This window comes from Agrobacterium sp. LMR679 (assembly GCF_027157905.1).
Taxonomy (GTDB): Bacteria; Pseudomonadota; Alphaproteobacteria; order Rhizobiales; family Rhizobiaceae; genus Agrobacterium; species Agrobacterium leguminum.
In genome coordinates this window covers 2,037,174-2,061,054 of record NZ_JAPVOJ010000002.1, presented here as the reverse complement: position 1 = coordinate 2,061,054, position 23,881 = coordinate 2,037,174, and the positions used below count along the sequence as shown (strand labels likewise).

Here is a 23,881-nt window from a genome sequence, read left to right as displayed (position 1 = left end):
GTGAATTTGAGACATCACGCCGCACCGCAGGCCATCTCCCGGCTGCACCGCCATGCCCCTTCTTGTCATCGCAAAAGGCCCGTGACCTTGATTTACGTCAAACTATTTCAAGTCAGCGGCGACCAGCTTCCATCGGCATTGCGGCAGGCCGCACCGCGCGCCCTGGTTTCGCGTCCGTCGACCGTCAGGGTGTGCGAATATTGCCGGCAATTCTGGTTGCCGACCTGATAGGGCGCATTGGCGACCACCTGTCCCTTGGCGTCATCGCCGGTCCAGGAAACCGGCGTGCCGACGGGGGCCGTTTCCAGCGCCTTGTATTCGGCTTCCAGCGCCTTGGTCTGGTCACCCCTGTCGAGCTGCACGCCGCTTCGCCCGACAATGCCGCCTTCCAGGTTGGCAAGGAACGGCGTCGAGGGCTGTGACGAACGACCGAACAGGCCGCCGCCCGCCGGGCGGGTGCCCGTGGTGGTGCAGGCGCTCAGCATCGATACGCACAGGATCGAGAGAAGTGCCGGGCGTGACACCAGCGAGCGCATTGTCACGGAGCGGCAGCCATCATACACGTCAACCAAACCCTGTCCTCTTTCCTACCGCATTGCACCTAATATATCGCCATTGAATTTCTTGCCTTTTTTCTTGCCTCACGCAAGCTCTTTCGAAAGGCCCGGCAAAATCAGATCGGCTTTCAGGCCGCCAATGGCGCTGCGCGACAGCGAAAAGCGGCCATGGTACTCTGACACCACCTCGGAAACGATCGACAGGCCGAGGCCCGTGCCCGGCCGGCTCTCGTCCAGCCGCCGCCCGCGCTTCATCGCTTCGCTGATCTGTTCCGGCTCAAGCCCCGGCCCGTCGTCCTCCACCGTCAGCTCCACCCAGGAGCGACGGGCGATTTCCGCATCGGAGGATGGGTGCGTGCCGGTCGCAAGCGTGATGACCACGCGCGTCTGCGCAAAACGCGCGGCATTTTCGAGAAGATTGCCGACGACCTCTTCCAGATCCTGCTGCTCCATGCCGAGCACCGCGCCGGGTTGCTCGAAATTCAGCACGAACTGCTTTTCGGGGTTCAGGCGGCGCATCACCCGCACCAGCCGTTCCAGCGCCGGCTCCGCTTCCACGCGGGCAAGGATCGAGCCGCGCTGGGCGGCGATGCGGGCGCGGGAGAGATAGGATTGCACCTGCGCCTGCATGGCGTCCGCCTGTGCGCGCACCAGATCGCCGTGCTGCGGCTCCAGCGTGCGGGCCTCGTTCAAAAGTACGGCGATCGGCGTCTTCAACGAATGCGCGAGATTGCCGACCTGCATGCGGGCGCGCTCCACGAGGCGGCGATTGCTGTCGATCAGCGCATTGACCTCATTGGCGAGCGGCTGGATTTCACGCGGGAATTCACCTTCCAGGCTTTCCGCCTCCCCGCCCCTGATCTTGCCGAGCGCCACGCGTGCCTGATCGAGCGGTCTGAGACTGTAGAGAATGGCAAGGCCGTTGACGACCAGACTGCCGACACCGAAAACGGCGAGCGCCAGATAAAGGCTGTTGGAGAAATCGCGCACATCGTCTTCCACGACGTTCAGATTGCCGGAGACACGGAAACGGGCCGCCCGGCCCTCACCGTCCAGCACCACTTCGGTTTCCGCCACGCGCACCTGATTGCCGGCCTCGTCGGTGACGGCATAAAAGCGCTCATACCGGTTGTCGAAGGGCGCATCGAGAATGCTCGGCACCGGCAAAGTGGAGACGCCGAGCGACGATGACACCAGCGGCGCGGTCTGGAAATTGCCGAGCGGCTCGACAACCCAGTACCAGCCGGTATCGGGCTGCGAAAAGCGCAGATCGCCGAGCTGCGGGCTGCCCGCCAGCGTGTTCTCATTGGAAATCGTCACGGAATTGATGACGTTATAAAGCTGCGCCCTCAGAAGATCGGTGAAGCTGCGCTCCACCCCCTGCCGGTAAAGCGTCGAGATCACGACGGCGATCACCACCAGCGCCAGCACCGACCAGAGCGAGGCGAGCAGCAGAACGCGGGCGGTGAGGGAATTACTTCGCATCTGCCGGCGCTTGCATCCGGTAACCGAGACCACGGATCGTCTCGATCAGATCAACCCCGAGCTTCTTGCGCAGACGGCCGACAAACACCTCGATGGTGTTTGAATCGCGGTCGAAATCCTGATCGTACATGTGTTCGACCAGCTCCGTGCGGGAGACGACCTCGCCCATGTGGTGCATCAGATAGGATAGCAGCCGGAATTCGTGCGAGGTGAGCTTCAGCGTCGTGCCGTTGACGGTGGCCTTGGAGGATTTGGTGTCGAGCCGGACCGGGCCGCACACCAGTTCGGAAGAGGCGTGGCCGGCGGCGCGGCGGATGAGCGCGCGCACGCGGGCAAGCACTTCTTCGACATGGAAAGGCTTCGTCACATAGTCATCGGCGCCGGCGTCGATGCCGGCGACCTTGTCGCTCCAGCGGTCGCGGGCGGTGAGGATGAGCACCGGCATGGCCTTGCCGGCCGCACGCCATTTTTCAACGACGGTGATGCCGTCCAGCTGCGGCAGGCCGATATCGAGGACGATGGCGTCATAGGGCTCGGTATCGCCGAGATAATGGCCTTCCTCGCCGTCGAATGCCTGATCGACGACATAACCGGCTTCTTTCAGCGCATCGGTCAGCTGACGATTGAGATTGGCATCGTCCTCAACAACGAGAATACGCATTGTCCGCCCTTTCCTGTGTCCCGGCTCGCAGGCGCGTCGCCGGTCATGCTAAATGTGTCGGATTGTTTTCCGATATTTCGGCGATGCGGGCAAGCTACATCGGCACGCGCATCGTCACCTTGCGCGGGCGTTCGCCGTTGCCCTGGACGAGAACGGTGACGACACAGGACTGACCGTCACCGGAAGGATAGACCGAAAGCAGCTGACCGCCGGTTTCGCGCACGACGCGGGCGACGGCTGCGCCGCAATCGCTCGCCGCCAGAATGTAATGGCCCTGCAGATCAGCCTCGGGCGCCGTGAAACCGGAAAGCCCGGCTGCAAGCGTCGCGATGATGAGAGGTGATGCCATTCTACAAACTTCCAAAAACCGGGTGCGTCTCGAACCGTATTGTGACCGAATATGTAGCGCAAAGCGTCTGAATGGCAAATGAATGCCGCCCCCGCCGCATGGGCGCAAGGCGGGAACGGCGTGGTCGCGGGCGCTGTCAGCGAATGGCGCTAGTCGCGGAAAGGCGGCCGTAAAGTGCGACCAGACCACCGATTCCGCCCGCAACCGTCACCAGCCCGTCCGCAAGTTCTCCTTGCAGACCGGCGGGCAGATCGAGGCCGGCGATGCTGAAAAGCGGTGCGAAAACCGCGACCAGGGCGCCCCAGATCGTGCGCGATTGATACCATGCTTTGGTGCTGTCCATAGTCTCATCCTTTGCGTTGTTTTTCAGGCACATGTCAGATGGGGAGGGTGGCCTCAGCCACCACGCCCGGGGGCACCGCGCGGCCGAGCATTCGGACACGCACGGAAATGTGATCCCGCAATGCCGGGAAATCTGTGAGTTCGTCCGCGGCGGGGTAAAACCAGAAGGGTTGCGAAACCTCCGCCATGCGCCGCACGGTCTCGCCGTCCAGCACCTCGATGCGATAAAGCTCGAAGGGCTCGTCCAGCGGAATGTCGCTCGCATCCCAGCCGTCGGCCTCCACCCGGCCCCGGCGTTTCCACCTGATGAAAACGCCGTCGCCGCGCCGCTCGGCGGCAAGATGCACCGGCGCGAGCGGTGTCAGCGCCCGCAGGCCGCCCTCGAAGGCAAAAGGACCGCTCGGCGCGCCCACCATTCCGGCGGCTTCCGCAATCCAGTTCAGGCGGCGTCCGCGCTCGCTCGCGGCAAGACCGAGCGGCTGCACCGCCGCATCCAGAACCACCACCGGCGCACCTTTCGGCGCGCCTGCGGCGAGCGCGTCTTCCGTGCCGGCGAGCCCCCGCAGGAGAGAGGAGAGCCGCCAGCGTGCGGGTGCGATTTCCTCGGCTTTTACGAAAGCGACGATTTCCCACACGCCGTTCGCCGCCTTGATGGCGAGACGGTTCTCGCCGTTCAGCACCGAAAGCTCCCCGGCCGACGATACCTCGCCGAAGGGCAGATCGACGACAACGGTGTTTTTCCGATCAAAGCGGCCGGAAGGGCCCGATGTCAGCGGCATTGCCAGCGCGCCGATCATCGCCGGCTGGTCCAGCAGCACGCGCTGCCGGTAACCTTCCCTGCCCGGCGACGCGGAAATGATGATTGGCCGCCAGGGCTTTGCAAGCGCCGCAATCCGCGCCGAATCCTCCGGCGCGGTGCCGTCATGGTAGGGCAGATCGAGAAACAGCACTTCGGGCGCGAAACCTTCGGCTCCGCTTGCGCCGCTGCTGCGCCGTTCCTCCGCACCGCCGGCAAAGACCGGAAAGGCAGCAGAAAAGGCCCGCGCCTCCACCTGCCGCACTGCGCCGTCCTCGATCCGGCTAACCAGAAACCGCCCTGCCGGCGCCTGCGGAAAAGCCCCTTCCGGCAGGCGGATACAATCACCCGGTTCAAGCGCGATATCGCAAGGCGGCAGAGCAAAGCGCAGGCTGCGCCGCGCCTGCCGGTTGTCGCGCAACAACGCCTCGACGGCGGCTTCCGCCGTTTCCGCAGGCAGGGCAGCGTTAAGATCGAGCCGCATCACCCGGCTGCCGGCATTGTCGATGCGGCGGGACCTTGCGCTTGCCTGCTCGTAGTCCAGCGCCGGGTTGAAAGACGTCAGCACGGCTTCAGCGGCGAAATCGCTGTCATGGCCGCGATTTTCCGACCAGAGCGGCTCGTCCTCCAGATCTGCCAGCACGGCAATATCCCGCACCGGCAAGACCGCCGTATTGCGGGAGCGGAAGCGCAGGGTTCCGCCATCTTCCGCCACATCCACCTGAAACGCCGCCATCAGCGGCTCCAAGAGGTTGCGGGCCGAGGTCACGTCGCCCTGCACATAACCTCCCAGATCGCCGCTGACGGCGGAAACATCGAAGTCGGAAAAGCCGTGATCGGTGAGGATGGCGGCGATGGTATCGGCAAGTGTGGCCGTTCCCAGCCTACCGTTCAGCCAGTGGCCGGTGCGCCAGTTGCCGCCATCGCTCCAAGCCGCGCCATTCTGCGGAAAGGCAGGGAAAGGCCGTGCATCCCAGGTCCACAGATAGACCCGGTTTGCATCGACCATCGCCGCATCGCCCTTTCCCCAATGGTCGAGATGCGCCTCCAGAAACCGTCGCTGCTGGCTGTCGGCGCGGTTGCGGCGGGAAAAATAGGGAAAGGCGTTTTCCGCCGATTTTGGATCGGGAAAGACATTGGGTCGCGTCGCGCTCTTGTCCACCGCCGGGCAGCCGAGTTCGGTGAACCAGATGGGCTTCGAGCGCGGCGCCCATGCCGTCGGCATGGCTTTCTCGGTTCCCCGCACCCGGTCGAAATGGAGGTTTCCCCACCAGTTGCGCAGGTCCTTGTAACGGAACACCCATGGCTTGCCTCGCATCCCGTCGGTAATCGGCGTGCGCCGCCGCGCCGTCCGGTCTGCATCGCTGGCATAATACCAGTCGAAACCCTCTCCCGCCGCAATGGCGCGGCGGAAACCTTCGGCATCGTCCGGGCCGGTCATGCCGTCCGGATTGCCGTTTGCGGTATCCTCGTCGCGCCAGTCGGAAAGCGGCATGTAATTGTCGATGCCGACGGCGTCGATATTCGGGCTCGCCCAGAGCGGATCGAGATGGAAGAACACGTCGCCCGAGCCGTCCGCCGGCTGGTGGCCGAAATATTCGCTCCAGTCCGCCGCATAGGTCAGCTTCACCGCCGGCCCCAATATCGCCCGCACATCGCCCGCCAGCCGCAGCAATTCCCCGACAAAGGGAAAGGCATGGTTCTCGTCCCTGAGCGACGTCAGCCCGCGCAGCTCCGAGCCGATCAGGAAGGCATCCACTCCCCCCGCCCGGGCCGCCAGCGCCGCATAATGCAGCACCATACGGCGATAGCCTTCATCGCGGTTGCAGAAGGCGGAAACCTGCGCCCGTGCGCCCGTGCTGCGATCCGCGGAGCCGGCCCTGCCGGGTGCGGGAAAGCAGGTGATGCGCCCACGCCAGGCATAGGCGTCCTGCTCGCTTTTGCCATAGGGGTCCGGCAGACTATTGCCGATGGGAACATCCATCATCACGAAGGGGTAAAGGCACACCCGAAGGCCGCGCGCCCTGAGATCGGCGATCGCCTGCAACACGCTTTCGTCGTTCGGCGTGCCGCCATAGGCCGGGCCGCCGCCATGATGGCTGACAGGATGCGCCTCATCGCGCGACAGGCCGGCGACGGACCATGGCGTGGTTTCCCCGTCTCGGCCGGCCACTTCCACGCCCGGCAGAATGCGGCATTCCCCCGCCCGCATATCCGTGCCGAACCAGCTCACCACCAGCGCCACGCTCTCAAGATTGGGGCATAGATCCAGCAACTCGTCGATCGCAGCATCCCAGTCGGTCGCGGCGGTCAGGCCGTTGCGGTTCATGATGCGGCTTTGGCCGATCCCCGTCCTTTCGCAAACCTGCGCAGTGGCGTAACCGTGCTCGGTGGCGCCCGGAATGACGGTGATGGCGCGGATGGATTTTTCCAGCCGGCCGACCGGCCGCACCACTTCGAACTGCATGAGCGGAATACGGTTGCCGAAACCGTCGAGCGGCAGGCGTTCGAACACCACATAGGCCAGCCCGCGAAAGGCCGGCGCATTGCCCGCCCCCTGCTTCGCCTCGATCAGCGGGTCGGGCATTTGCGTCTCGCTGCCGGGATAAAAGCGCATCTCCACGGCACTCAGGTCCACCTCCCGCCCATCGGCCCAGACGCGCCGCACCCTTGCCGCCTCGCCTTCGCACAGGCCGATGGCGACGTTGGCGAAATACCGAAAGGTCTCCACTTTCGGACCACGATTGCCCTTGCCGCCACGCCGCTGCACCTCCACGCTTTCTTCGAAACGCGTCGCCCAGATCAGCGTGCCGCCGATCCGTGCTGCGCCGTAAAGCCGGTTGATCGCCGCTCCCTCATCCGCCCCCGGAATGCGCGCCGTGGAGAGCCGCGCGCCCGTTACCGTTCGTCCGTTCGAAAGCAGCGTGCGGTCGATGGCATTGCCCGCCAGCGCCCCAGCCGCCCGGCCGATTACCGCGCCCAAAGGACCGAAAATGCCGCCGAGTGCCGCGCCCGCCGCCTGAAAAACGATTGTCGCCATGCTTGCCTCGAAAAATCAGGGATCGGGAAAACGGAAGACGCCGGCGATGCGCCGCCGCCAGCCCGGCACCAGCGCCGAACGCACCACCGCCGCCTGTTCATAGGCATGGATGAAATGCTGCGGACCGGCCAGAATGCCCAGATGCTTGGCCGCCGCATCGGCCCGCCAGCGGAACAGCAGCAGGTCTCCCGGCCTTGCCTCTTCCAGGCCCGCCACCGCCGGAAAATGGCGTTTTGCCGCCGCCATCAGCCGGTCCTCGCCGCCGCGTTCGGCCCAATCGGGCGCATAGGGCGGCGGCAATTCCGGTTCGTGGCCGTAAAGGTCGCGCCAGATGCCGCGAATGAGGCCGAGGCAATCGCAGCCGACACCCTTCAACGAGGCCTGATGCCGATAGGGGGTGCCGATCCAGCCTTCGGCGAGCGCCAGCACTCTTTCGCCGGGATCGCTCATGAAAACAGCGCCCCGCCGTCGTGGCTCTCGCCGCCCGCCGCATAGGAATAGGCAAAATCCGCCCCCGGCAGATGCGGAAAGCCCCGGAAATTCAGATGATTGGCGAATTTCGCCCGGCAGGTGGAAAAACTCTTGTCGCAGCCGGCGGTGACGGAGAACGTATCTCCCGGCAAAGGCGGCTGTTCCGGCAGCAGCCAGAAGGACAGAAGCACCCCGCCGTCACGCCGCTCCTGCCCGTCGAGATCAAACCCCTTGCCGGCGAGCGGACCGGTCAGAAAACGCAACTTTCCCCGGCTGAAAAAACCATCGGCAAAGGCATCGAGCCCGGAAACGAGCAGGCCGCCCGAAGCATCCACCGCCGCCACGCTGCCATGCCCGGTAAAGCGGGCCAGATCGACACCGCAACGCCTGTCGCCAAGGGCGGCGTCGCAGCGCCGCCCATAGACCCTGCCCTGCGGCTGGCCGAGGCGATGGGCAAGGCTGCGCAGCTCGGCGCGAAATGCCCCGCCTGCCCGCGTCACCTCGCCAATTTCGCGCCTGTTCAGCAGCACATGCTGGTCAGGCGCCTGCCAGTTGACGAGGAAAAGCTCCACCCTCGCCCCATCGAAACGCCCGGCGGCCAGATCGCCCTCCGCAATCGCCTCGCTCGAAAAACCGCCCGCCACCTCCCCGGCGCCGGCACCCAGTCCCGTTTCGCCGTCCCTATCGCTGGCAGAAAAGCCGCTGGCGGCGAGGTAGGACAGACCACCGAGTGATATTGCCTCGTCATGATCGGTAAAACCGATCACCGCACCGTCCTTCAGCGTCACCTTCCAGCAATGGCATGTGGTCGTCGCATCTTGCCCGAGATGCCCGGCAAGGGCGGCAGGAATGGTTTTCATGGCAGGATTTCCATCAGTGGAATGGAGGGAATGCGGCCCGCCTCGAAAGCGGTCAGGTTCACGTCGATACGGTCGATCCCGAAGCGGACCGGCACGTCGAATTCGAAACCGGCGCGGATCGCGGCGCCGGCCGGCGGCACCCGCCCCGCACGGAACACGATCATTCCGGTTACATGATCGACCGCCACATCAGCTGCTTCGACCTTTACCCCCTCGACCGAAACCATGACCGAGCCTTCGACCGGTTTCTCGATCCGCCGCACGAAGGAGCCGCCCGCGTCGGCATAGGTCTTCCGCAACTGAAAACCCGCTGTCACGCCGTCGCCCGGCGCCGATCCTCTGATCGGTCGCGGCGGGCGTCTCTCCCGGCGGGCAGGATTTGAAATCCACCGGATCGCGAAAGCGAAAGCCGTAAAGCTCGCCGCGCCGCGCCTCGAAAAAGGCGAGCACCTCATAAAGATCGGCGACGGAGCGGATACCGGATCCGGCATCATAGCTACGTCTGGCGTTCCTCCAGCGCTGGTTGCGGCTTTCGCGGCCATTGGACAGGTTGACGATGTCCGTCCGCCGCACCGGCCCGCCGCTCACCCCGAGCGCGAGCCGCAGCGGAAACCGCACTTCATGAAATGCCGCCATGTCGTTGTTCCTGGATTCTTTTCGATGGTCTTGAACCGTGGGAGGACGCGCGTGCGTCACAATCCGCGCTGGCCGCGCCCGACGCTGCGCGCCAGCATGGCGGCGATCTGACCTTCGCTTTTCCGAAAGCTCGCAGCGTCCGTCGCCGTCACGTTAAAAACGATCTGCGCCCCGCCGCCGCCGGACGGTGCAGCAACGCCGAGAGCGCCATCCGAACCGCGCTTCAGCGGCAGGATCGCTTCCGCCCCCGCCTCGCCCATCAGGCCAAGCCCGCCACCCATCGGAAAAAAGGCGGGGCTGGAAACGACGCCGCCATCGGCAAAGGGCGTGATGCTGCGTCCCGGCACACCGCCGTCGGCAAAAGCGAACAGCGAACCGCCGCCGTTCAAAAGCCCGCTGACGGCATTGCCGATCATGCCCTCAAGCGGTTTCAGACCGGCCGAGAGTGCGATGCCGGACAGCCGCTGTCCCAACCCGCGCAACACATCGTCCAGCCCTTTGCCGCCCGCCGTCGCCGCCTGCAGGGCCGAGGTCAGGGCCGCGCCGAACCGCTCGGATCGGCGCTCGAGATCGCCCATCACCTCGGACAGCGCCTCCGCCTCTTCCCGGTTCTCCGCCATCGATCCTTCGCCCGCCATCGCGCTTGCCTTTCTGATTCAAATCGGAACCATAAATTTTTGAAATGCTTGATCGTTTTAGGGGATCAACTTACCCATCCGGAAACCGCCGCATCATCGCTTCCATCGACTGACGGTCGGGGCCGCGGTGGACGGCGTTGCCACCCGTCATCGCGAAGAATTCTCGCGGGGTCAGCCGCCAGAAGGTTTCGGAGGAGAGCCGCAGCAGGCAGAAGCCGGCATGGATCGCCGCCTCCCAGGGGAACGGGCGCGGCGTCGCCTCGCCTGCTGCGGCGCTCAAGGGTCCGTTGGCGTCTCGCCTTTCAGGCCGCCGAAGGTGGCGGTCAGAAGATCGGCGACGATGGCGGCATGGCCGGCAATGCCGCCTTCCACCGTGGCGGCGGCCACATCCTCGTCGGAAAAGACATTGCCCGCACCGCGCAGGCCCGCGCCGATCACCCTTATCATGTCGACCGCCTTCATGCGGCCGCTCGCGAAACGTTCGGCGAGCGCGGTGAGGTCGTCGGCTGCAAAGGCGGTTTCGAGTTCGGCGAGAGCGCCGAGCGTCAGGCAGAGAACGCGCCTTTCGCCGTCGATCAGCGCTTCGATCTCGCCGCGATGGCGGTTCGCCCGCCCGTAACGCAAACGCTCAGCCATCACAGCTCTCCGAATGCGAGAAGACCGGCCGATTCCAGCGCGATCTCGAATTGCACCTCGCCATCGTGACGGCCGGAATATTCGAGCGCCACGATCTGGAACGGCCCGGTAACGATGCCGAAACCGGGAATGACGATCTGCCAGCCGGAAATGCTGCCCGCAAAAAATGCGCCGCGCACCAGCGCATCGCTTGCCTGATCCTTGAAGATGCCGGAGGCCGTGAGCGACGCCCGTTGCACACCGGCGCCGGCAAGAAGCTCCCGCCAGCGCCCCGCGCTTTCGGCATCCGTCACGTCGACCGCCTGGGCATTGAAGGCCAGCCGCTTTGTCCTCAGCCCCGCGACGGTTGCATAGGAACCGGCATTGTCGATCTTCAGCAGCAGGTCCTTGCCCTTCTGCGCCACCATGTTGTTTCCTTTCGTCTCGATTGATGTTGCGGGGCTGCGACGGGCCTGCTACCAAAAGCGTTCCTGCACCTCGCACCCCGCGATCTCACCATGTCCGACGCTGCCCCCATGACGTCTCGCGCGCGCCTTATCGGCGTGCTTGCGGTCGGGCAGATCGTGAGCTGGGGTAGCGGTTTCGATATGCTGGCCGTCCTCGGGCCACGGATCGGTAAGGAACTGGCCATCACCAACGGCGTGGTTTTCGCCGGCCTCACGATCATGATGACCATCAGCGCCCTGTGCGGCCCATTGCTTGGACGAATGCTGATGCGCCACGGCGCGGCGCCGGTGCTGGCGGCCGGTTCGGTATTCTTCGCGGCCGGCTTTGCCGTGCTCGCCCTCGCGGGCGGGGCGGTGAGCTATCTCTTCGGCTGGGCCGTGATGGGTTTTGCCGCAACCTGCGGCCTGACGACGGCGGCCCATGCGGCCGTGGTGGAACGCGTGGGCGCGGAAAGCGGCCGGCTGCTGACGCTGCTGATGCTGTTCACCGGGCTTTCGGCGGCGGTTTTCCTGCCGGTCACCACCATTGCCGATCAGCATCTCGGCTGGCGCGGCACGCTTGCCGCCTATGCCTGTCTGCAAATCTTCATCCTGCTGCCGCTCTATCTTTTCGTGCTTCCCGGCCGGCCGGCCCGAAAAGAGGCAAAGCCGAAAGAAGCAACGGCGATGTCGCCCTCACCGGTCGATACGCGGCGCGCCTTCGTGCTGCTGGCCGCCATGACGACGATCAGCGCGTTCACGACCTTCGGCCTGTCACCGCTCCTGCCGCTGCTTCTGGTTCAGGCCGGCGCGACGCAATCGCTTGCGGTGCAACTGGCATCCGCACGCAGCGTCCTTGCGATTACGGCGCGCGGGCTGGATTTCCTGCTCGGGAAGCACGGAAATCCCTTCCTCACCGCCATGATCGGCTTCTGTCTGCTGCTCTTCTCCCTGCTGCTGTTGCTCTTTTTTGCCCCGGCCATGCCTGCCTTCATCGGCTTCATCGTTTTCTTCGGCTTCGGCGCCGGCGTGCTCACCGTCAGCCGGGCCGTGTTGCCGCTCGCGGTATTTTCCCCGGAAGAATATGGGCTTCAGGCCGCGCGCATCTCCCTGCCGCAGAACCTCGCCATTGCCGTGGCGCCGGTCGTCTTCACCCTGGCGCTCGATCGCGGCGGCGTATCCGCCATGCTCACCATCGCCTCCGTGCTGATCGGCATTTCGTTTCTGCTGCTGATCGTTCTGTGGAAAACCGTACGCAGGCACGGTTCCTGAAACGGCGCTACTCCGTCACCGCCCTGAAGCGCATTTCCGCGATGAAATTCCGTGTCTTCGCCTCGCGCCGCGAACGGCTGGAAAGAAGATGCAGATTGACGAGAGAGACGCCGGCAATCGGCAGTGCGGCATCATCGAGCAGGATCTTCACCCGGTCGACGATTTCGCCGGCACCCCTGCGGCCATTGGCGTCGCTCCATATCTGCAGCGACAGGAAATGCTCCTCGGCCTTTTCCGTCGCCGTCGAATAGTCCCGGCTTTCGAGATCGTCGATAACGATGCATGGCAGAGCCACGCGCGGCAGAAGCCGGTCGACGATGCCGCCGGGGATGAGCGCTGTCAGTGCCGCATCGCTGCCGAGCCTTGCGAAAATTGCCTGCAGAAGCAGGTTTGCGGCGCTCATCGGCTTTCCTCCTCGCAGCGGCAGACAATGAAGCGGCGGGTCTCATCCGGGTCCATCACCGCCCGGATCGCCAGAATGCGGCGGCCCCTGCGAAAGCGCAGGCCGGCGGCGATGTCGCCGCGGTAAGCCAGCCAGACGCGGTGGGTGATCGTCACGCCCTCGGCCGAGGCCCGTTCATGCGACGCCTCCGAAACGGGTTCGATCGCAGCCCAGAGCGACCGCAGGAAATTCCAGCTTTCGGCAGCACCGCCCTGCCCGTCCGGCGTTTCGGTCCGCACCTCCAGTTCCAGCCGCGCCGTCAACTTGCCGGGATCGAGAAAAACAAGGTTCATGTCTCAAAGCCCCAGACGGCAGAAAGGCGCCACCAGCCGCTCGTAGCCGGCGGGAATAGCGGCGGGCTGGTTTTCCGGGGCAACCGCGCCGCGAAAGGCAAACATCTGCGCCACATGCACCAGCATGGCGCGTTTCAGCGTGTCGGGCACATCCGTTCCCGCTTCGCCATAGCCGGCAATGAAATCGATCTCGATGCCGTTCATCGCCCGTCCCGGAGCGGGAAGATCGCGCAGCCACAGCCTTGCCGGCCGCGCCGCGCCATCGAGCAATTTTTCCCCGGCGGTGATATCCGCCGAGCGCCCCTCACCGTCAAAAACCAGTATAGTCTCGATGGCTTGCACCGGTGTCCTGGCAATCGGAATCACGCCGTTCTCAGGCCACCGGTCGAGATAAAGCCGCCAGGTCTGACGGATGAGGCAAAGTCCAGTCGTGCGTTCCAGATGCTCGCGGGCGGTGCGGATGAGCGCGGCAAGAAGCGCATCCTCATCGCCGCTGTCGAGACGCAGATGCGCCTTCACCTCGGCAAGCGTCAGCGGCTCCGCCTGCGGCGGATGAATGAGGGCATAGGTCATGGGGTCTCCGGGATGACGGCAATTACAGGCTGGATGAGCGAGCGGGTGCAACGAATTTCTTCTCCCCATGGGGGAGAAGTCCGCGGCAGCGGGATGAGGGGGCAAGGGTAAAGATATCCGGCAACGTAGCCCCCTCATCCGGCCCTTCGGGCCACCTTCTCCCCGTCCGGGGAGAAGAAAGGAGCGGCACCGTCGAGGTTCAATTCACCCCAAATTTCACCAGCTTGATCGCCTCGAAATTCTGCACGCCGCCGCCCACGCGTTTGGTGGTGTAGAACAGCACATAGGGTTTGGCCGAATAGGGATCGCGCAGGATGCGCACCCCGGTACGGTCGACGACGAGATAGCCGGCACGGAAATCGCCAAAGGCGATGGCGAAGCTGTTGGCCGCCACATTCGGCATGTCCTCCGCCTCCGTCACCGGAAAGCCCATCAAGGAGGCCGGCTGGCCGGCGGCGGCGGGCGGGTGCCACAGATAGGCGCCGCTGGTATCCTTGAAGCGGCGCAGCGCCCCTTGCGTCTTGCGGTTCATCAGGAAGGTTCCGTTCTGGCGGTGGCCGGCCTTCAGCGCATAAACGGCATCGAGCAGCACATCCATCGGCCCGGCCGAGGCGAAACCCGCCGAAACGCCGGTTGCGACATAACCGATATTGCCCCAGCTCCAGCCATCATTGGCGACGGCGGTATAGGAAAGGAACCCCCTGGGTTTGTTGACGCCATCGCCGGCGATGAAGGCGGCGGCCTCCTGTTCGGCGAAAGCGATATCCACTTCGGAAGCGATCCAGGCTTCGATATCGACGGCCGCATCATCCAGCAGGCCCTGTGTCGCCGCCGGCATGGCGTAAAGCTCCATCGTGGGGAAGGAAAGCTCGGCAAGCTGCGGCGTTGCCGTCTGCGGGCGCGCCGCCGTCTCGGAGACCCAGCCGGTTGTCATGCCGCCGGGCGAAAAGGGTTTTTTCAGTACGGCGGCGGAAACCTGCCGGACGGTCGCCAGCGCACGGATCGGCGAAATCGCCGTCATGCGCCGGCCGATTTCGCCATCCGTCTCGTTCGGCAGCAGAAAACCGCCATCGGCACCGGTCGAACCGGCAAAAGCCTTGGCCTCCAGATCGCGCAGCGCGCCCTCCTCGCCGCGACGGATATAGGCCTCGAAAGCAGCCTTGTGCTCTTCGGCATCGTGGGAAAGCGCATCCTTGCGGCCAAGCGCGGGACGCGCTTTCTTGAGCGCCAGATCGTCCATGATCCGGCGGTTGTCGTCGAGCGCCCTGTCGATGCGGTCGAGCTTGTCGCGCGTCACGACATCCGCGCCCATCTTGCGTTCGATATCGGCAAGCCGCTGGTCGTTGGTCTCGCGAAAGGCCTCGAAGGCCTCCATGAACTCGTCGAAGGCCGCTGTCACCGTGTCGGGCACGGCCTTCACCTGCGGCGCGACGGTCATCGGGGCCGGTTTCGTCATCTGGTCTGTCATGTCGTTTCCTTGTTGGTGATTGGCCTGAGGTCAGCGTTTGAAAGTCGTGTCGAACAGCGAGCGGGCGGCGCGGCGCATGCTGCGCACCAGCTCGGTCTCGCGGTCGCGGAAGAAGCGGGCATGCTTGACGTCGGAAACGCGCGCCGAGGGCAGCATCGGGAAGGTCACGACCGAGATTTCCCACAGATCGGCCTCCAGGATGCGCCGGACACCTTGGCTGGCCGCCTTGCCGGAACGTACGGTGCGAAAGCCGATGGACAGCCCGTCCAGCGCCCCGGTCTTCATCAGCGAATGCACCTCGCGGGAGCGGGCGACGCCGGGGGCGAGAACGCCCTCGACATAAAGGCCGCGCTCGTCCTCGCGGACGGTGCGCCAGGCGCCGATGGGCTCGGCCGGATCGTGCTGGTAGAGCATGCGGATGCCGGCTGCGCCCCGCTCCTCGATGGAGCGGCGGAAAGCGCCGCGCTCGATGACATCCTGACCGAGATCGACCTCGCCGAAAACGCTGGCATAACCGGAAAAGGTGCCGTCGCTGGCAATGCCGCGCAGTTCCAGATTGGCGAATTTGCGCGTGGCGGGGCGCGGCCCGCGATAAACGTGCATGGAAAACTCCTGCGATGTGAAGGAAGTGTCAGGCGCGCGGGCGCGCGCCGTAACGGTCGGCGATGCGCACCAGCACGCCCAGCCCCCACCACGCGCCCATGCTGGCGGCGGCGGAACCCGCCACCATGATTTCCCGGCCCGAAAGCGCGCCGGCGATATCGAGCTGCTGCACGATCCACAGGCCGATAGGCCCGCCGAAGATCATGCCGCAGGAAACGCCGGTGATGAAACGGCTCGCGGCCTCGCGTTTGCTTTTCGGCAGCAGATAAACGAGCGACACACCCGCGCCCGCCACGGCGCCGGTGATGCGGGCGGCCCAGATGCCGGCCTCATTGGCGAATTCAGACATGGGTAATCATTCCGTTCTAGGATGTGGTCATCGGGCGGACGCGGCGCGTCGCACGCAGGCGTTTTTTGCGCGCCTGCGCCGGGTGATTTTGCGAATCTTCGGAGAAGCTTGGGCGGAATACCTCACAGGGAGATTCCGCTTCTTCAGAAAATGATTCAGCTGACGCCGCCCGTTTCGAGAGCGCCGTTCTTTCTTCTCAGTAGCCGACCGCTTCGCGCTTTTCCTCGTCGCTCAGGAACGAGGCCGCGCCGATGCGGGACCAGAGCGCATCGCGCTCGCCGGCAAGCCCGGCAATTTTGTCGAGATCGGGTTCGAGCCTCAGCCCAGAGCCGAAGACCGGAGAAAGCCAGCCGCAGAGCCTCGCCGCCGTGCGATAAACGAGCGGCAGGACGGTCAAACGATAAAAGGCGCGGTTCGCCTCCTGGTAATTGGCATAGGTATTGTCGCCGGGAATGCCGATCAGCATCGGCGGCACGCCGAGCGAAAGCGCGATATCGCGCGCCGCCCCGTTGCGGGCCTCGAGAAAATCCATGTCGCGCGGGGAAAGACCCATGGCCTTCCAGTCGAGCCCGCCTTCCAGCAGCAGCGGGCGGCCGGCATTCATCGCCCCCTGATAACCTTCCTCCAGCTCGCGCTTCAGCCGCTCATATTGTTCGGTGGAGAGATTGCCGCCCTCCTTCGGCTGGTAGACCAGCGCGCCGGATGGCCGGGCGGAATTGTCGAGCAGGCGCTTGTTCCACTGGCTTGCGGCATTGTGCAGATCGAGCGCGGCCCCTGCGGAGGCGAGCGGCGCAAAACCCGCCCGGTCATCCAGCGGATGAAAAAGTTTCAGATGCAGCAGCCCCAGCCCGTCGCGCTCGGCGGCGATGCGCCGGGAGGCGCGGCCCTCGGCGCGGTAATCATAGGCCACCGGCCAACCATCCGGCCCTTCGACGATGCTGACCCGGTCGGGCCGCAGCAGATGCAGCTCTCGCAGCCGCCCGCCCACCGTCAACGGTTCGATATAGGCGTTTCCGGCGAGCATGAGGTGACCATAAAGCGCCTCGAAAAAATCCGGCCCGCCCATATGGGCGCCCGGTTTTGAGAGCAGCGCCAGGAGCGGGTGATCGGCGAGTTCCTCTTCGCCATCATAAAGTAGCCAGCTGACGGAAGCCGAGGTCTCCGCCACCATGCGGGCGGCCCGGTGCGCCACCGGGTTTTTCATGAAGCCCTCGCGGGCAAGTGCGGCATAGGACCGGCCCGACCAGAAGGCCTGCCCGCCCTGCACGGCAACCGCCATGAAGCCATCGGCCATTTTCCGGCTTTCAGGCACGGCTCTGCCATCCGCCGGGCGCAGCCACGGCAGGGAAAAGGGAAATCGCATGGAGTTGTCCTTGTTTTGATGGCGGCTCAGGCGCCGATGCCCTCATCCCTGTGCCTGTCACAGGGATCCAGCCAGCCCAAGTCCTTGGGCTGAAAAGACTCCCTCCGCCGCGCAGACGCGCGCCGGCTGGATTCCTGTGACAAGCACAGGAATGAGGGAGATGGGGCCTCAGCACCTACGACGGAGGAAAGGCTTCTCCCGTTCTCAGCAGACTACGTACGGATGCACGTCACTTTCGCTGCCGAAACGGCTCGTTACCGGATCGGCGCTTTCACCGCCTTATCGCTGTCGAAATCGGCGGCAACGCGGGTCTCGCGCAGCGGCTTTACCGTGCGGGTCGAAAGATCATAAGCGGGATCGGCCTTGTAAGCGGCCAGCGCCGCCTCGTTTTCGAACTCGCCATAAACGATGAAATCGACCGAGTTGCCCCATTGGTCCTTCTTCACGTTCTCGCCGATTTCCAGCTTCAGCGAATGCGGTATCGCGGTGAGGCCCGAAAGCCCCCTGCGCACGGCGTCGCGGTTTTCCTCGGGAACGGTGAAAAAGACGATATGGCGGATCACGGTGTCACCTGTCATGCAAACTTAAAAGACGGCCTTTTCGGCACCGGGTAACGGGTTATCATCTGGCCCGCCCCGGTTCAATCCGCGCGGCGACAAGCGCGCGATGAAATGCGCGCCCGTAACCACCCACCAGCCGCGCCCGGTCGCTGCCATTGATGATGGCGCGGGCGCCGTCCCAATCCTCGCGCCCGTCGCTGAAGAAATCGGCGAGCCTGCGGCCGGTGAAGCCGCCGCCCGCCATGCCGTGGATCAGGATAGCGGTGGCCACCTCCGCCTCCATGGCCCGTTCCGGCCGCTCCAGGAGATCGACGCCGGTCAGCGCCGACATGGCCTCGTAATTGCGCCGGTGCGTCAGTTGCACGAAGCCGCGCCCCAGCCAGCTTTTACCCTCCGTATCCGGCCGCCAATAGGGTTTGCGCACCATCGGCAGCCTGCCCGCCGCAAAGGCGCGGTCGAGCCTTGCCATCGCCTCGGCATCGCTTGCCGCCAATGTCTCGCGCACGGGCTGCATGGTCGCCGCCGTCTCGTGAAAGGCCGTCGCCAGCATATAGGCGAGCCAGCGCGGATCGCCGCCCGGCATCGACTTTTCGAACCCTGCCAGCATCGTTTTCGTGCCGGCAAGCTGGGCCGCGCGCGGGCGACCGCCAAAAATGGAAATCCGCGCCGACGCGAAGAATCGCGCCTCGTCATAGGCCATGATGGCTCCTGAAAATAATGGGCGATACGACGCCCGGTTTTTCCACATGCAGGCCGCCGGAACTAAATCGATTTGAAAAAACCTTAATCGATTTTAATCCGCGCCCCGGGGTTTTGGGGTAAAAAATTCCTTGAATTCCGGAACCTTAGCGCGCTAACTCCATTCACCGCGCAATCCCGCAGCGTTAACCATTCAAGGAGGAATGCCACCATGACAGCGACAATCCCCCAGACCGTTTATGACCGTCTCGAAAACGAGTGGCGCCAGATGCGTGAAACCGGCTCCCAGCCGAAACCGGCGCAATCCCCGAAGAAATAATATCCGCCAGACGTCTGAATTCGGCGACTATGGCTCAGCCAATTTCTTCTCCCCGCCGGGGAGAAGATGGCCCGAAGGGTCAGATAAGGGGGAAAGCTTTCCGCCTCTCTCTATTCTCTCAGCGCATTCTCTTTACTCTCCCAGCGCATCTTGACCGTGGCCCCCTCATCCGGCGCTGCGCGCCACCTTCTCCCCGCCGGGAGAAGAAACAGGCGGTATCCGCTCGGCCTGCAATTGGCATGCATTCACCTGAGCCAATCACCCACGAAGTTACATCCCCCGCACCTTCGGTTCACTCACCACCATCGTCGTCAGCGCGGTTATCGCCCAGACGAGCGCATCTAGCCGATCCGGCGAGCGCCCCGACGAAAGACCATCCGGCCCGAAATCCGTCATCTGGTCTTCCAGCTTTTCAAACCGTGCGGCATGTCGCACCCTGCCCTGCTCATAGAGTGCGGCGACCGGCTCGGCGCGGGTGAATTTGCCGCGGCTCGCCCGCACCAGCGTCAGCGGCAGGTTGGCGTCGATGCTCTGCAGCATGGCGCGCACCATCTCGCCGCCCTGATTGACCTCCGCCACCACCCGGTCCGCCTCGTGGCGGCGAAAGGCGGCAACCACGGCGCGGGCCCAGCCGGCCGGCGTTTCGCCTTCCACCGAACAATCCGCAAGCACGTTAAGACACCCGGACATGCCGAGCCCCGCCACGACAATGCCGCAGCAGGAATGTTCACCCACGCCGGCGGGCGGGTCTACCGCCACCACGATCCGCGTGAGCGGCTCATGCGCCGCTTCGATTATCGCTTCCAGATCGGCGCGTTTCCACAGCGCGCCTTCGCGCTCGTCGATCAATTCACCGCCGATTTCCTGACGCCCCAGCCGGGTGCCGCCATAGCGGTCCTGCATGGCTTTGAGAAAACCGGGCGAGAGGTTGCGCGCATTCATGGCGGTCGGCATCCGCGCCACCCGTGTCGTCGGATCGGCGAGAAGCGCCTTTAAAAGCGGAATGGGCCGCGGCGTGGTGGTCACCAGTTGCCGGGGCGTTTCACCCAGACGCAGGCCGAATTGCAGCATATCCCAGGTTTCCTGCGGATATTTCCATTTGCCCAGCTCATCCGCCCAGGCCATGTGGAATTGCGGGCCGCGCAGGCTTTCCGGGTCTTCCGAGGAAAACACCTGCGCCATCGCGCCGTTCGGCCACAGGAGCCGCCGGCGCGAGACCTCGAAGGCGGGGCGATGGCGGCGGGCAATACGGCAGATGCCGGAAATGCCGTCGATCATCACCTCGCGGGCGTCGCCCAGCGTTTCGGCCACGAGCGCGATGCGCAAATCCGACTGCTTGCCGGCGGATGCGACACGATGCACCCATTCCGCCCCGGCACGCGTCTTGCCGGAACCGCGCCCGCCGATCAAAAGCCATGTCCGCCAGTCGCCTTGCGGCGGCTGCTGCGGCAGGTTGCCGATGAAACGCCAGTCGCGCAGAAGATTGAAGACCTGCGCCGGCAGATGGGGTCCGGTCGGCATATCCGTCATGTGTCGGCTTCTGTGGAGGGGCTGCGGGCCGGATAGGCCGCCATCTTCGCGCGGCATTTCTGTTCAGCCAGTTCGTCGATGCGGTTGAGGAAATGCGCCACCGCCGCTTCGTAATCCCCGGCCTCGGTTTCGTCTTCGCTGAAAAGAGCTTCCCTTTCTTCCGCCAGCACCCGTTGCAGGGCGTCGATCCGCTCCAGCGTGCGCACGATCAGCGAAAGCTGGTCCGTCGCAGCCTTCACATCGGCGCGCGCCAGCTTGCCCGAAGCGTCTTCCGCCGTCGCCAGAAAGGCCGCTTCGCTTGCCTGCCGGAGATTGCGGTACATGCAGAACTGCTCGCGCATCTCCTCCGTCAGCTCGTTCAGCAATTGCCGCAGGCTGCCGTTGCGCGCCGCATCTTCGGCAGCCAGCCTGTCGGCGCGAGACTTCGTCTCCGGCGCGGCTCCCGGCATGTCTTCACCCGCATAGGCGGGCGTTTCCGGCCAGACGCCGTAGAGCGCCGGATCGCAATTGCTGGACATTGTCATGGGATTGGCCTGCGAGAGAAAGAACAAATAAAGACGAGCGTGGGAACAAGGCACATTTGCATGCACCTCACTCACCCTCATTCCTGTGCTTGTCACAGGAATTCAGTCGGCGCGCGTCTGCGCGACGGAGGGACTTTCTTTCAGCCCAAAGACTTGGGCTGGCTGGATTCCTGTGACAAGCACAGGAATGAGGTAGTGAAGAAAGCGCCACGGGCAATCCCAAGGACAACCATTGCCGTTCAGCCGCAAATCTCCGACTGTAGCCAAACACTACCAAACCACCGTCACGCTGTAAAGGATTATTTTCCTATCTTTGTGATTTTTATCCTGATCGCAGGATTTGCACCCTCGTCCGTCACATATTACACTCAGCGCCAAGCGGTGAGCACAAGGGGCGAGTCAAGTTGGTGAAACAATGGGTTGAGCGGTTGTTTGCAGGTCTTTCGGCAACCGGCATCGTCTTCGGCACTATCCTGTTCTGCGCTTCACTCACGCCCTCGCTCCTGCCGCGCACCTGGCTGATGCAGGGCGTGCTGTGCGGCTTTTCCTTCGCCATCGGTTATCTGATCGGTGTCGCCCTGCACGCCATCTGGGCCTATCTGGAGCTGCCCGAACCCTCGCGCCATAATGCGCGCGGCATTCGTTTTCTCATCGCACTTGCCGCCGCCATTACGGCCATCGCGTTTTTATGGCAGGCGAGGGACTGGCAGAATTCCATCCGCGTGCTGATGGAGCTCGATCCGCTGCCGAGCGCCCACCCCACCAAGACCGGCGGCCTTGCGGTGCTGGTCGCCGCCATCCTCATCGGCGCGGGCCGGCTGTTTCAGCTTATCCGCCGGTTCTTTGCCGCGCGCAGCCGCCATTTCCTGCCGCGCCGCCTTGCCAATGTGCTGGGCATCGCGGTGGCAATCATCCTCTCATGGATGCTGCTCAACGGCCTGATCTTCGATATCGGCCTCAGATTTGCCGATTCCTCGCTGAAACAGGTGGATGCGCTGATCGAGCCCGACGTGCCGCGCCCGTCAGATGCGCTCAAGACCGGCAGCAGCGCTTCGCTGATGACATGGGAATCGCTCGGCCGGCGCGGGCGCGAATTCGTCGCCGAAGGCCCGGCGAGCGCAGAGATATCCGCCTTCACCCATCGCCCGGCAAAGGAGCCGCTCAGGGTCTATGCGGGCCTCAACTCGGCTTCGACGCCGGAAGAAAGAGCGGCCTTGGCGCTGGAGGAGCTGAAACGGGTCGGCGGCTTCGAGCGCAAGGTGCTTCTGGTGGTCATTCCCACCGGCACCGGCTGGATCGACCCGGAGGCGCTCGATACGGTCGAATATCTGCATGATGGCGATATCGCCAGCGTCGCCGTGCAATATTCCTATCTCTCCAGCTGGATCGCGCTGCTGACGGAGCCGGATTACGGTGTCGAGACGGCGCGCGCCCTGTTCGAGGCCGTCTATGGCTACTGGACCACGCTGCCGAAGGAAACGCGGCCGAAGCTTTACCTGCATGGCCTCAGCCTCGGTTCGCTCAACTCGCAGAAATCCTCGGATCTTTACGATGTGCTCTCCGACCCGTTCCAGGGTGCGCTGTGGAGCGGTCCGCCCTTTTCCAGCCCGACATGGCGCATGGCCACCAATGGCCGGGTGAAGGGCACGCCGGAATGGCTGCCGCGTTTCCGCGATTCCTCCGTCATCCGCTTCGCCAACCAATATACCACCGCGCATATGCCCGATGCGGAATGGGGGCCGATGCGGATCGTCTATCTGCAATATGCCAGCGACCCGATCACCTTCTTCGAAGCCGCCTCGCTTTACCGCCGCCCGCAATGGATGGCGCATCACGGGCCCGACGTTTCCACATCCTTCCGCTGGTTCCCGGTGGTGACGCTGCTGCAGCTCGGCCTCGATGTCGCCGCCGCCACCACCGCGCCCATCGGTTATGGCCACGTCTATGCGCCGGAACATTATATCGATGCATGGACGGAAGTAACTGCACCAAGCGGCTGGAACGCGGAGGATATCCAGCGGCTGAAGATGTTCTTCAAGGCCCGCCGCGGCTCCACCGATCCGGCGTGAGCGCGGCGGGCTCGCTTTGAGCCTCAGCCCTTCAGCCGGTCCAGATTGTCGGCGATATAGGTCTCCAGTGAACGCGGCGCATGGCCGGTCAGCGTCTCGACATCGCCGGTCACCACCGCTGTCCAGCCTTCGCGCACGGGATAAAAGATCGAGGCGAGGAACGAGGCATAGTCCTGCGGCACGCCCGCACCGGTGAGGATGCCGATGAAGACCTCATCCGAAACGGCAGCGTAGGACACCGGCTTGCCGATCGCCTGCGCTATCAGCGCGGCCGCTTCGCCGTAACCGAAGGCCTTCGGACCCGTCAGGTTGAAAGCCTTGCCGTTAAAGGCGTCAGAGGTCAGGGCTGCGGCGGCGCTGTCGGCGATATCGCGCACGTCGATGAAGCTCGACTTGCCCTCGCCGGCCGGCACGGCGATCTGGCCGTGGTCGATGCCGGCCTTCCAGTAGCTGTGGAAATTATCGGCAAACCAGTTGGGGCGCAGGATGACGTAAGGCGTGCCCGAAGCGATGATCTTCAGCTCGATCTGGCGATAGGGGATGGAATCATCGGCATCGACGCCGAGGACGCTGAGGAACACGACCTTCACCCTGCGGCGCGCCGCCTCCTCGACAACGGGCGTCAGCGCGTCGATGGCATCCAGCCGCCCGCCCGCGAGGATAAGGAACAGACGGTCGACACCGTCGAAGGCATCCGCATAAGTCGATGCGTCGGTATAATCGAAACGTACCCCTTCCGCGCCGTCCGTGGCGTTGCCGCTGCGCGAGGCGGCCTTCACGCTTTCGCCCTTCGAAAGCAGCGCTTTCACCAGCGGCGTGCCGATGGTGCCGGTGGAACCGATCACGAGTATCTTGCCTGTCATCTGAAATCTCCTTAGTATCTAATGGAAACCATGTTTCAAAAACACAGGTACTGCGTTT

The 23,881-nt window shown here is 64.3% G+C and carries 26 protein-coding genes and 1 pseudogene; 2 read left to right on the top strand and 25 right to left on the bottom strand.

Going from position 1 to position 23,881, the window contains the following annotated elements:
• Positions 1-107: 107 nt before the first annotated feature.
• The 13 genes and pseudogenes from O3W47_RS20755 to O3W47_RS20695 form a co-directional block, all read right to left on the bottom strand.
• On the bottom strand, positions 108-536 hold the full coding sequence (locus O3W47_RS20755; RefSeq protein WP_080818775.1) for a hypothetical protein: 429 nt from the start codon (positions 534-536) through the stop codon (positions 108-110).
• A gap of 105 nt (positions 537-641) precedes the next feature.
• Entirely contained in the window at positions 642-2,042 is a 1,401-nt protein-coding gene (locus tag O3W47_RS20750; protein ID WP_269314507.1) for a sensor histidine kinase, read from the bottom strand.
• The gene (locus O3W47_RS20745) at positions 2,032-2,703 is read right to left on the bottom strand and encodes a response regulator transcription factor (protein ID WP_003509815.1); all 672 of its coding nucleotides are present in this window, start codon (positions 2,701-2,703) and stop codon (positions 2,032-2,034) included. Before O3W47_RS20745 ends, O3W47_RS20750 begins: the two co-directional genes overlap by 11 nt.
• A 94-nt stretch (positions 2,704-2,797) precedes the next feature.
• Positions 2,798-3,052 carry a hypothetical protein gene (locus O3W47_RS20740; protein WP_003497070.1) on the bottom strand — a complete coding sequence of 85 codons (255 nt, stop codon included), beginning with the start codon at positions 3,050-3,052 and terminating at the stop codon, positions 2,798-2,800.
• 136 nt (positions 3,053-3,188) lie between these two features.
• Positions 3,189-3,395, bottom strand: a complete 207-nt coding sequence (locus O3W47_RS20735) for a hypothetical protein (protein WP_035262738.1) — start codon at positions 3,393-3,395, stop codon at positions 3,189-3,191.
• Positions 3,396-3,429: 34 nt separating this feature from the next.
• The gene (locus O3W47_RS20730) at positions 3,430-7,230 is read right to left on the bottom strand and encodes a baseplate multidomain protein megatron (RefSeq protein ID WP_269314506.1); all 3,801 of its coding nucleotides are present in this window, start codon (positions 7,228-7,230) and stop codon (positions 3,430-3,432) included.
• Positions 7,231-7,245: 15 nt separating this feature from the next.
• Entirely contained in the window at positions 7,246-7,680 is a 435-nt protein-coding gene (locus tag O3W47_RS20725) for a C40 family peptidase (protein ID WP_142778920.1), read from the bottom strand.
• Complete coding sequence (locus O3W47_RS20720) at positions 7,677-8,561, bottom strand: DUF2163 domain-containing protein (RefSeq protein ID WP_269314505.1); 885 nt, start codon at positions 8,559-8,561, stop codon at positions 7,677-7,679. The genes O3W47_RS20725 and O3W47_RS20720 overlap by 4 nt, the downstream gene beginning before the upstream one ends.
• Positions 8,558-9,197 (bottom strand): annotated as a pseudogene (locus O3W47_RS20715) (phage distal tail protein, Rcc01695 family). Before O3W47_RS20715 ends, O3W47_RS20720 begins: the two are co-directional and overlap by 4 nt.
• 56 nt (positions 9,198-9,253) lie before the next feature.
• A complete protein-coding gene (locus O3W47_RS20710; RefSeq protein ID WP_125144628.1) occupies positions 9,254-9,835 on the bottom strand; it encodes a phage tail tape measure protein in 582 nt (193 codons plus the stop codon).
• 70 nt (positions 9,836-9,905) lie between these two features.
• On the bottom strand, positions 9,906-10,115 hold the full coding sequence (locus tag O3W47_RS20705) for a rcc01693 family protein (protein ID WP_080856124.1): 210 nt from the start codon (positions 10,113-10,115) through the stop codon (positions 9,906-9,908).
• Complete coding sequence (locus O3W47_RS20700) at positions 10,112-10,471, bottom strand: gene transfer agent family protein (RefSeq protein WP_269314504.1); 360 nt, start codon at positions 10,469-10,471, stop codon at positions 10,112-10,114. Before O3W47_RS20700 ends, O3W47_RS20705 begins: the two co-directional genes overlap by 4 nt.
• Entirely contained in the window at positions 10,471-10,878 is a 408-nt protein-coding gene (locus O3W47_RS20695) for a phage major tail protein, TP901-1 family (RefSeq protein WP_142846187.1), read from the bottom strand. The genes O3W47_RS20700 and O3W47_RS20695 overlap by 1 nt, the downstream gene beginning before the upstream one ends.
• A gap of 90 nt (positions 10,879-10,968) precedes the next feature.
• On the opposite strand from O3W47_RS20695, the gene O3W47_RS20690 reads away from it, so the two are divergent.
• Entirely contained in the window at positions 10,969-12,168 is a 1,200-nt protein-coding gene (locus O3W47_RS20690) for an MFS transporter (protein WP_269314503.1), read from the top strand.
• A gap of 7 nt (positions 12,169-12,175) precedes the next feature.
• On the opposite strand, the gene O3W47_RS20685 is transcribed toward O3W47_RS20690, so the two are convergent.
• The 11 genes from O3W47_RS20685 to O3W47_RS20635 all read right to left on the bottom strand — a co-directional run bounded on the left by O3W47_RS20685 (position 12,176) and on the right by O3W47_RS20635 (position 20,891).
• Positions 12,176-12,571 (bottom strand): DUF3168 domain-containing protein, encoded by a 396-nt coding sequence (locus O3W47_RS20685; protein WP_127758216.1) that lies wholly within the window; start codon positions 12,569-12,571, stop codon positions 12,176-12,178.
• Positions 12,568-12,903, bottom strand: coding sequence for a phage head closure protein (locus O3W47_RS20680; RefSeq protein ID WP_127758215.1), 336 nt, complete (start codon positions 12,901-12,903; stop codon positions 12,568-12,570). Before O3W47_RS20680 ends, O3W47_RS20685 begins: the two co-directional genes overlap by 4 nt.
• 3 nt (positions 12,904-12,906) lie before the next feature.
• The gene (locus O3W47_RS20675) at positions 12,907-13,476 is read right to left on the bottom strand and encodes a head-tail connector protein (protein WP_127758214.1); all 570 of its coding nucleotides are present in this window, start codon (positions 13,474-13,476) and stop codon (positions 12,907-12,909) included.
• Between the two features lie 199 nt (positions 13,477-13,675).
• Positions 13,676-14,944, bottom strand: coding sequence for a phage major capsid protein (locus O3W47_RS20670; protein WP_137003130.1), 1,269 nt, complete (start codon positions 14,942-14,944; stop codon positions 13,676-13,678).
• A gap of 30 nt (positions 14,945-14,974) precedes the next feature.
• Positions 14,975-15,547 carry an HK97 family phage prohead protease gene (locus tag O3W47_RS20665; RefSeq protein ID WP_269314502.1) on the bottom strand — a complete coding sequence of 191 codons (573 nt, stop codon included), beginning with the start codon at positions 15,545-15,547 and terminating at the stop codon, positions 14,975-14,977.
• Positions 15,548-15,575: 28 nt separating this feature from the next.
• A complete protein-coding gene (locus O3W47_RS20660) occupies positions 15,576-15,896 on the bottom strand; it encodes a DUF6107 family protein (protein WP_020808622.1) in 321 nt (106 codons plus the stop codon).
• Positions 15,897-16,092: 196 nt separating this feature from the next.
• The gene (locus tag O3W47_RS20655; RefSeq protein WP_174023962.1) at positions 16,093-17,259 is read right to left on the bottom strand and encodes a phage portal protein; all 1,167 of its coding nucleotides are present in this window, start codon (positions 17,257-17,259) and stop codon (positions 16,093-16,095) included.
• A gap of 254 nt (positions 17,260-17,513) precedes the next feature.
• The gene (locus O3W47_RS20650; RefSeq protein ID WP_236774931.1) at positions 17,514-17,837 is read right to left on the bottom strand and encodes a Dabb family protein; all 324 of its coding nucleotides are present in this window, start codon (positions 17,835-17,837) and stop codon (positions 17,514-17,516) included.
• Positions 17,838-17,880: 43 nt separating this feature from the next.
• Entirely contained in the window at positions 17,881-18,519 is a 639-nt protein-coding gene (locus tag O3W47_RS20645) for a hypothetical protein (protein ID WP_137452176.1), read from the bottom strand.
• Between the two features lie 588 nt (positions 18,520-19,107).
• Positions 19,108-20,367 carry a DNA-packaging protein gene (locus tag O3W47_RS20640; protein WP_170985751.1) on the bottom strand — a complete coding sequence of 420 codons (1,260 nt, stop codon included), beginning with the start codon at positions 20,365-20,367 and terminating at the stop codon, positions 19,108-19,110.
• Entirely contained in the window at positions 20,364-20,891 is a 528-nt protein-coding gene (locus tag O3W47_RS20635; protein ID WP_137452177.1) for a hypothetical protein, read from the bottom strand. Before O3W47_RS20635 ends, O3W47_RS20640 begins: the two co-directional genes overlap by 4 nt.
• Before the next feature lie 428 nt (positions 20,892-21,319).
• Between O3W47_RS20635 and O3W47_RS20630 the strand changes: the two genes are divergently transcribed.
• A complete protein-coding gene (locus O3W47_RS20630) occupies positions 21,320-22,960 on the top strand; it encodes an alpha/beta hydrolase (protein ID WP_269314869.1) in 1,641 nt (546 codons plus the stop codon).
• A 23-nt stretch (positions 22,961-22,983) separates the two neighbouring features.
• On the opposite strand, the gene O3W47_RS20625 is transcribed toward O3W47_RS20630, so the two are convergent.
• Positions 22,984-23,823, bottom strand: a complete 840-nt coding sequence (locus O3W47_RS20625; RefSeq protein WP_269314501.1) for an SDR family oxidoreductase — start codon at positions 23,821-23,823, stop codon at positions 22,984-22,986.
• Between the last annotated feature and the right edge of the window lie 58 nt (positions 23,824-23,881).